Origin of the sequence: Alteromonas sp. W364, from assembly GCF_031846205.1 — a bacterium.
Classification (GTDB): Bacteria; Pseudomonadota; Gammaproteobacteria; order Enterobacterales; family Alteromonadaceae; genus Glaciecola; species Glaciecola blandensis.
The window spans coordinates 54,212-60,959 of the sequence record NZ_JAVRID010000014.1; the positions used below are offsets into that span (position 1 = coordinate 54,212).

At 41.8% G+C, this 6,748-nt stretch carries 8 protein-coding genes; 5 read left to right on the forward strand and 3 right to left on the reverse strand.

All coding sequences use genetic code 11. From position 1 onward, the window contains the following. Positions 1 to 19 precede the first annotated feature (19 nt). From RM556_RS17000 to RM556_RS17015, 4 genes are all read left to right on the forward strand, one after another. The gene (locus RM556_RS17000; protein WP_311363015.1) at positions 20 to 598 is read left to right on the forward strand and encodes a topoisomerase DNA-binding C4 zinc finger domain-containing protein; all 579 of its coding nucleotides are present in this window, start codon (positions 20 to 22) and stop codon (positions 596 to 598) included. 33 nt (positions 599 to 631) lie between these two features. Next, complete coding sequence (locus RM556_RS17005) at positions 632 to 1,174, forward strand: Sua5/YciO/YrdC/YwlC family protein (protein WP_311363014.1); 543 nt, start codon at positions 632 to 634, stop codon at positions 1,172 to 1,174. Between the two features lie 51 nt (positions 1,175 to 1,225). Further along, positions 1,226 to 2,140, forward strand: coding sequence for an oxygen-dependent coproporphyrinogen oxidase (hemF, locus tag RM556_RS17010; RefSeq protein ID WP_311375181.1), 915 nt, complete (start codon positions 1,226 to 1,228; stop codon positions 2,138 to 2,140). Between the two features lie 178 nt (positions 2,141 to 2,318). Continuing rightward, entirely contained in the window at positions 2,319 to 2,993 is a 675-nt protein-coding gene (locus RM556_RS17015; RefSeq protein ID WP_311363060.1) for an OmpW family outer membrane protein, read from the forward strand. 94 nt (positions 2,994 to 3,087) lie between these two features. Here the strand turns inward: RM556_RS17015 and RM556_RS17020 are convergent, their stop codons facing one another. Further along, complete coding sequence (locus tag RM556_RS17020) at positions 3,088 to 4,098, reverse strand: hypothetical protein (RefSeq protein WP_311375182.1); 1,011 nt, start codon at positions 4,096 to 4,098, stop codon at positions 3,088 to 3,090. Between the two features lie 233 nt (positions 4,099 to 4,331). Between RM556_RS17020 and aroE the strand changes: the two genes are divergently transcribed. After that, complete coding sequence (gene aroE / locus RM556_RS17025) at positions 4,332 to 5,183, forward strand: shikimate dehydrogenase (protein WP_311363011.1); 852 nt, start codon at positions 4,332 to 4,334, stop codon at positions 5,181 to 5,183. Between the two features lie 72 nt (positions 5,184 to 5,255). Here the strand turns inward: aroE and RM556_RS17030 are convergent, their stop codons facing one another. Together RM556_RS17030 and RM556_RS17035 are read right to left on the reverse strand one after the other, a co-directional pair. After that, the gene (locus tag RM556_RS17030) at positions 5,256 to 5,792 is read right to left on the reverse strand and encodes a gamma carbonic anhydrase family protein (RefSeq protein ID WP_311375183.1); all 537 of its coding nucleotides are present in this window, start codon (positions 5,790 to 5,792) and stop codon (positions 5,256 to 5,258) included. Positions 5,793 to 5,809: 17 nt separating this feature from the next. After that, positions 5,810 to 6,427, reverse strand: coding sequence for a LysE family translocator (locus RM556_RS17035; protein ID WP_311363009.1), 618 nt, complete (start codon positions 6,425 to 6,427; stop codon positions 5,810 to 5,812). Positions 6,428 to 6,748: the final 321 nt, after the last annotated feature.

Consider the following 6,748-nt stretch of genomic DNA (forward strand, 5'->3'; position numbering starts at 1 on the left):
TCTGCTTTCTTGAGTCCCTATGGCGAAAATTGATCATTCATTATTCTCAGCAGACCAACATGCCTTAGAAGAAGTTTATGGACTTTGCCCTGAGTGTGAAGGGCAACTGGTGTTAAAACACGCCAACAAGTCTTCTTTTCTGGCTTGCCAAAATTACCCAAGTTGTAAGCATACACAGCAATTACATAAAAATGACGTCAGTGTTCTCAAGGTCATGGCTGGCTCAGAGTGCCCCCAGTGCAACAAAGAATTAGCCGTGAAAAAAGGCCGTTACGGCATGTTTATTGGGTGTACAGGCTTTCCTGAATGTCATTATATCGCAACTAAAGATCAAGCTGAAAAAACCAAAGACGATGAGCCTTCCATAGCTTGTCCTAAATGTAAGACGGGTAAATTTGTCAAAAGACAAAATAAATTCGGCAAACACTTTTTTGCCTGTGACAACTATCCTAAATGCAAATATATGCTAAATTCTCCGCCCATCGATACAGCTTGTCAGGTTTGTGCGTGGCCAGTGCTCATCTATATAGAGCCAAAAGCACCTGAAAAAGGTCTCGTTTGCCCGCAAGTGAACTGTCAGCACAAACAAACACTATAAGCTTAGATTTTATTTTATCCTGAAGGAATTTTGATGCAGGCTTTTATTGATGCTTTTCGTCAACAACAATGTTTTGCGTACCCGACCGAAGCTGTTTTCGGCTTAGGTTGCGATCCCCTCGCCGAATCTGCCATGTTAGAGATCTTGTCGTTGAAATCACGACCCGTTGAAAAAGGGGTTATTTTAATTGCGGCAGATTTCGAACAGTTACGCCCCTACGTTCTCATAGATAGTTTGCCAGATGACCATCAGCAAAAAGCCTTTGCGTCATGGCCAGGCCCATTTACCTGGCTACTGCCAAAATCAACTAAGACACCGGATTGGATAAGTGGCGACTCCGATCTCGTTGCCGTAAGGGTAAGCAACCACTCTTTGGTGAAACAAATGTGTGAGGCGGTAAATAGCCCGATGGTCTCAACGAGTGCTAATCCTGCAGGACTTGAACCCGCCAGAACAAGCAAAGAAGTGAGACGGTATTTTGGCGACGATTTACTCATTGTCGAGGGTAGTTTGGGTGAACAGCAAACTCCGAGTACAATAATCAATGGGCTCACCCTCGAAACTCTGCGAGCATAGTGATTCCCACAGCACATTCTACTCAATCAAAAATAGAGCGAACTTAAGTATATGGTCAGCCAGCAACAGATAGATGAAGTAAAAACCTTTTTACTTGCGCTACAAGATAATATTTGTCAAACCCTCGAACTTGCAGATGGTAAAGGTACTTTCCATCAAGATGAGTGGGTGCGCGCTGAAGGCGGCGGTGGTCGCTCTAGAGTGCTCACCAATGGTGGCGTTATCGAGCAAGGGGGGGTGAACTTTTCTCATGTTTATGGCGACCAGATGCCGGCTTCTGCCACAGCTTCTCGTCCAGAATTGGCGGGAAGGCGCTTTCAAGCGATGGGAGTGTCTTTGGTGATTCATCCACATAATCCTTTTATCCCAACATCGCACGCAAACGTTAGATTCTTTATTGCTGAAAAAGAAGGTGCCGAGCCTATTTGGTGGTTTGGTGGTGGTTTTGACTTAACGCCATCTTTTGCGTTCAAAGAAGACTGTGTGCATTGGCATCAGGTAGCCAAAGATTTATGTGACCCCTATGGAGATGATGTTTACCCTCGTTACAAAAAGTGGTGTGACGATTATTTCTATTTAAAACATCGTGATGAAACCAGAGGTATTGGTGGATTGTTCTTTGATGATCTAAATGAAGCAGGTTTTGATTCCAGCTTTAGTTTTATGAAAGATGTGGGTAATGGGTTTCTTGACGCCTACGTCCCCATTGTTGAAAGCAGAAAAAACACGCCTTTCACACAACGAGAGAGAGATTTTCAGTTATATAGAAGAGGGCGCTACGTCGAATTCAATTTAGTTTATGACAGAGGCACTTTGTTTGGCTTACAAACAGGTGGACGCACGGAATCAATATTGATGTCTATGCCGCCGCTTGCGCGTTGGGAATATAATTATCAACCTCAAGCAGACTCACCCGAGGGTAAAATTCAAGCTTTTCTCAAACCAAGAGATTGGTTACCCGCCTAAAAACAGCCAATTCCATTGAGGTGGATCAAGCTATTCACCTCAAAAACTCCAATTATTTTAGAAACTTAATCCAGATCAAGTTTTTACCTCATTTCTCGTAATAGCATTAGCGTCATTCGAGGCCAATGCCCAATATTTTCTATTTATTAATTAAGCGAGAACACACATGATCAACAAAATGACTAAAACACTTCTAACTACTGCAGTACTTGCCGGTTTAGCTATTTCTGGCAACGCAATGGCTTATGAAAAAGGCGATATCGTCGTACGTGGTGGTTTCACTAACGTTTCTCCAAACGATGATTCTTCAAATATCATTGCCGGTGGTGCTGAGTTACCAGTAGGTGTTGCAGTTGATGGCAATACGCAATTGGGGTTAAACGTTGCATACTTTGTCACTGATAACATCAATATCGAAGTGTTGGCAGCGACGCCTTTTACACATGACGTAAATTTCAGCGTTGCAGATCCATTAGGTACCGGTAACAAATTGGGTGAAGTGACTCACTTACCGCCTTCAGTTACTGCAAACTACTATTTACTAGACGCATCTTCTAAGTTCCAGCCTTATGTTGGTGCTGGCGTAAACTTCACTATCTTCTTTGATGAAGAATTCACTGCAGCAAACGATGGTGCTGGTTTAACTGATTTAGATTTAGATAACTCTTTTGGTCTGACTGCACAGGTGGGCGCGGATTATCACATAGACGACAAGTGGCATGTAAACGCATCTGTTCGTTGGATTGACATCGACACCGAAGCTAGTTTCAAAGTTGGCGAGGCAGACGGTGCAGTAAACGATATTCAAATTGATCCTACCGTTGTCACACTTTCTATCGGTTATACTTTCTAAATAACCTTCACCTTACGTGTGTTAAGGCAGAAAACTCTGCCTTTAACCTCAATCATTCGCGGACTCAATGCTTTTCTCTTTGAAAAGCTTGAGTTCATCGATAAGACCCTACGTATTGTTCCGTGCACTCATTAGGTTTTAAACTGGCTCTTCCATCAGTATCTAGTGCGCTAAGATATTTCAACTCTTGCTCATGCTCAATATACAGGACGCCAAGCTCCATATTGAACCAATGTTTAGCGATTTTCGGGATATCAATATTGGAAAGAACCTGAAAGCCTTCTTTCGTGCGCTCGTCGTCAAGTTGTTCAGACAGTACGTCAACTCGTCTATTTATATCTACTATATCTTTCGAGGATAAAATAGTGGAAGGTAGATAATCTCTAGGGAGTTCCTCTTTAATCATTGTAAGCAGCATCCGCATTGGGCTGATATCATAACTTTTTAATCCGTATTGAGAATAAACTAGCGCATTTTTTATAGAATCTTTAATTAAGATTTTATTGCTTTCGTTATTTTCATAAAGACTGACTGCTCGTCCTATTTCCCTGTTTACCTTATGGAGTAAGGAGAATTTGTTGCTGTCATTAATGAGTAATCGATCCGCAATTGCATCTTTTTCAACTAAACTGACGTCAAACCTTTGCAATGCTGAAATCATAGCAAACCTGTCATCGTTTTTGACTGCATGTCGAAGATTGTCGAGGCTCATTTCCCGATAGGGTTCAAGGTAATGCGCACCGTTGGCTTCTGAGTAGGCTCTCATTGCTTCGCCGCCAGAAAGAATCAAGTTCCCTCGAATTACATTCCATTCGCTCAACTCATTCATAGCAAATTGTTGATCTTTTTCTGTTAAGTCTACAGATATCATGCACCATTCACCGTCATATGGGATTTTTTCTTCATGAGTCACATGGGCAGTCTTTGCTTTATCGTTGACAGAGTTTTCAGGTTCGAGATTATCCTTTTTTGAGCTTTCGAGTCTGCCTAGATCCGGCTCACTTTCTGCTTTAGGAAGGGGCACTGATTCGTGATAACTATAAAACGTGAAAATCCCCACGGATAACAAACCGATAAACAACAGAATAAAACCCTTTAATTTCACGTTTCCCTCCTAATACATAACATGGTCCTAAGCACTCTGTAGAGCTTCCACTTCCGATAGTATCATACTGCCCGTTGAATCTAATTCTGGACCAGGATTCGCAAAAGTAAATGGCGAAAAAACGTAAGCAAATTGACCGGCATTAATGACGTTTTCGATTATTTTTCGTCGACCGTTTCACTTCATTTGAGGTATCATTTTCGGTATTCACGCTTTCAAGTAGTTTGTTATCCATGTCACAACATATAGAAGATAGTCCGGTAACCTTCCGTTTAGCTGTTTTTGGAGATCCAATTGAGCAGAGCAAATCACCTCAAATTCATCAAATGTTTGCCGAGCAGACCGGTGTGCAAATCACTTACCAGAAAATAAAGGGCGAAGTAGATTCCTTTACTGACCAACTAGCGGAGTTTTTCAGGCATGAAGACGCGATGGGTGTCAATGTGACTATGCCGTTCAAGGAGCAAGCAGCTGCATGGGCCGATACTCGTTCTATCTCTGTTGAGCAGGCTAGTGCAGCCAATACACTAATAAAGACAAGTAGCGGAATTATTGCTGAAACGACAGATGGGAAAGGTTTGGTTTCTGATCTACTGCGTAATAATATGCACATTAATGGCAAAACGCTATTGCTTATTGGGGCTGGTGGTGCCGCGCGAGGTGCTATTTCTGCACTCCTTGATGAAAACCCAAAACACATTTACATCACGAATCGCAGTCCTGCAAACGCGCAACGGCTTGTTGATATTGCCAATGATAAGAGAGTAAGCTCAATTTCGGAAGGTGACTGTGCAAAGCAAACGTTCGACTTAATCATTAATGCAACGTCGTTAAGCTTGCAGGGTAATGTACCTAATATTCCAGATGCTGTGTTCAACACTCAGCCGAACGTATACGACATGGTTTATCAAAGTGAAGATACAAGTTTCGTGCGAAAAGCAAAATCCTTAGGTTGTAATAATGCAATAGACGGTTTGGGTATGTTAGTAGGGCAGGCGGCAGAAAGTTTCTATTTATGGTTTGGCTTGAGACCCAATCCTGAGCCTGTGCTAGCGATGTTGCGCAAAGAGTTGTCGGGCAGTTAATCCGTCTATTGATGGCTCACTACCTTAGCGAGCCATTCAGTTATTTTATTGTGCCTCTAATTTATGCTTAAACTATGCTTGCTCTTCTAAATACTCTGCACCTAATTTTACGTAGTTCAATGCACTTTGTTTTAAGAACGCTTGCTCACTCTCTTTCAATGGTCGTTTCTTAATAGCTGGGTTGCCGACATATAGAAAGCCACTTTCTAATATTTTGTTTGGTGCAACAAGCGCGCCAGCAGCAATAAACACATCATCTTGTACAACAGCGCCATCCATTATGATTGCGCCCATACCAACAAGTATACGATTACCTAAAGTACAGCCGTGTAGCATGCATTTATGTCCAACTGTTACGTCATCACCAATGATTAAGGGAAAACCTTCTGGCTGATTGGCTGATTTTCGGGTGACGTGTAGAACGCTGCCGTCTTGCACGTTGGTGCGTTGACCTATGCGAATGACATTAACGTCACCTCTAGCTGCAACCAAAGGCCAGATGCTACTTTGTTCGCCTATTTCTATATCGCCGACAAGCACAGAACTGTCGTCAACATATACGCTACTATCTATAGTAGGTGTAATTCTTTTGTATGAACGAATTGACATGTTGTTTACCTATTCTATTAGGACAATGCCAGCCAGACGCCAACCAATGCTAACAGTCCGCCGGCTATTCTATTAAGCCAGATGATACGATCACCCTTGCTCAACGCTATTTTTAAACTCTTCCCGCCACTTGCATAAATAAACATACAAAGCAGTTCACTTAACATAATGATACTTACCAAAACGGTTAATTGTAAGCTTATGCTTTTTTCGGCGTCGATAAAGGGCGGAAGTATCGAAATCATAAAAGCCCACCCTTTTGGGTTTGCGATGGCGGTAATAAAGCCTTGGCTAATAAGGGAGCTTCGGGAAATATCTACCTGTCGGTTTATTGAAGTATCTATGGTAGTGCGATCGAGTCCCATTTTTATGCCTAAGTAAATGAGGTACGCACCGCCTATCCATTTTAACCAATCAAATACAACAGGATAGTTCAGCATCATACTGGCGATACCAAGCACAGCTGAAACGGCAACTAGTGCAACACCGGTTACTTCGCCGAGCATCATCCAAGTCGTTCTTCTTAAGCCCACTTTCATGCCCAATGTCATAGCTAGGGTCATACACATACCTGGAGTGATTGATATGAATAGGAAAGTAGGAATAAATATCGCTAAAACGGCAAAATCAGGCATAAGGTCACAAATTATCTATATATATTTTGACTATAGCCGCCATTATTAATAAATACCAAGCATTGTCCATGCCTATTGAACCTAATTTATGAAGTAAAAGATAAGATTCTGTTGATCATTTGTTACAAAAAGCTCCTTTTTTATCCCTTTCGATGCAAAAACCATCAGTCAGTAATAAAACCTGTATTTTTTTCAAAAAGACGCTTGATCCCTAATCTTATATCTGTAAAATGCGCGCCTCTTCAACGGAGACATCCAAACAAAAGTTTAGAGACATTGTTGGAGTGGCGAGCAATATTACAATTTGGCTTCGATTTACTA

Bases quoted from the DNA above. Each gene is read 5' to 3' on its own strand.
- hemF (WP_311375181.1), top strand. From the start codon at position 1,226: ATGGTCAGCCAGCAACAGATAGATGAAGTAAAAACCTTTTTACTTGCG.
- aroE (WP_311363011.1), top strand. From the start codon at position 4,332: ATGTCACAACATATAGAAGATAGTCCGGTAACCTTCCGTTTAGCTGTT.
- RM556_RS17015 (WP_311363060.1), top strand. From the start codon at position 2,319: ATGACTAAAACACTTCTAACTACTGCAGTACTTGCCGGTTTAGCTATT.
- RM556_RS17030 (WP_311375183.1), bottom strand. From the start codon at position 5,792: ATGTCAATTCGTTCATACAAAAGAATTACACCTACTATAGATAGTAGC.
- RM556_RS17000 (WP_311363015.1), top strand. From the start codon at position 20: ATGGCGAAAATTGATCATTCATTATTCTCAGCAGACCAACATGCCTTA.
- RM556_RS17035 (WP_311363009.1), bottom strand. From the start codon at position 6,427: ATGCCTGATTTTGCCGTTTTAGCGATATTTATTCCTACTTTCCTATTC.
- RM556_RS17005 (WP_311363014.1), top strand. From the start codon at position 632: ATGCAGGCTTTTATTGATGCTTTTCGTCAACAACAATGTTTTGCGTAC.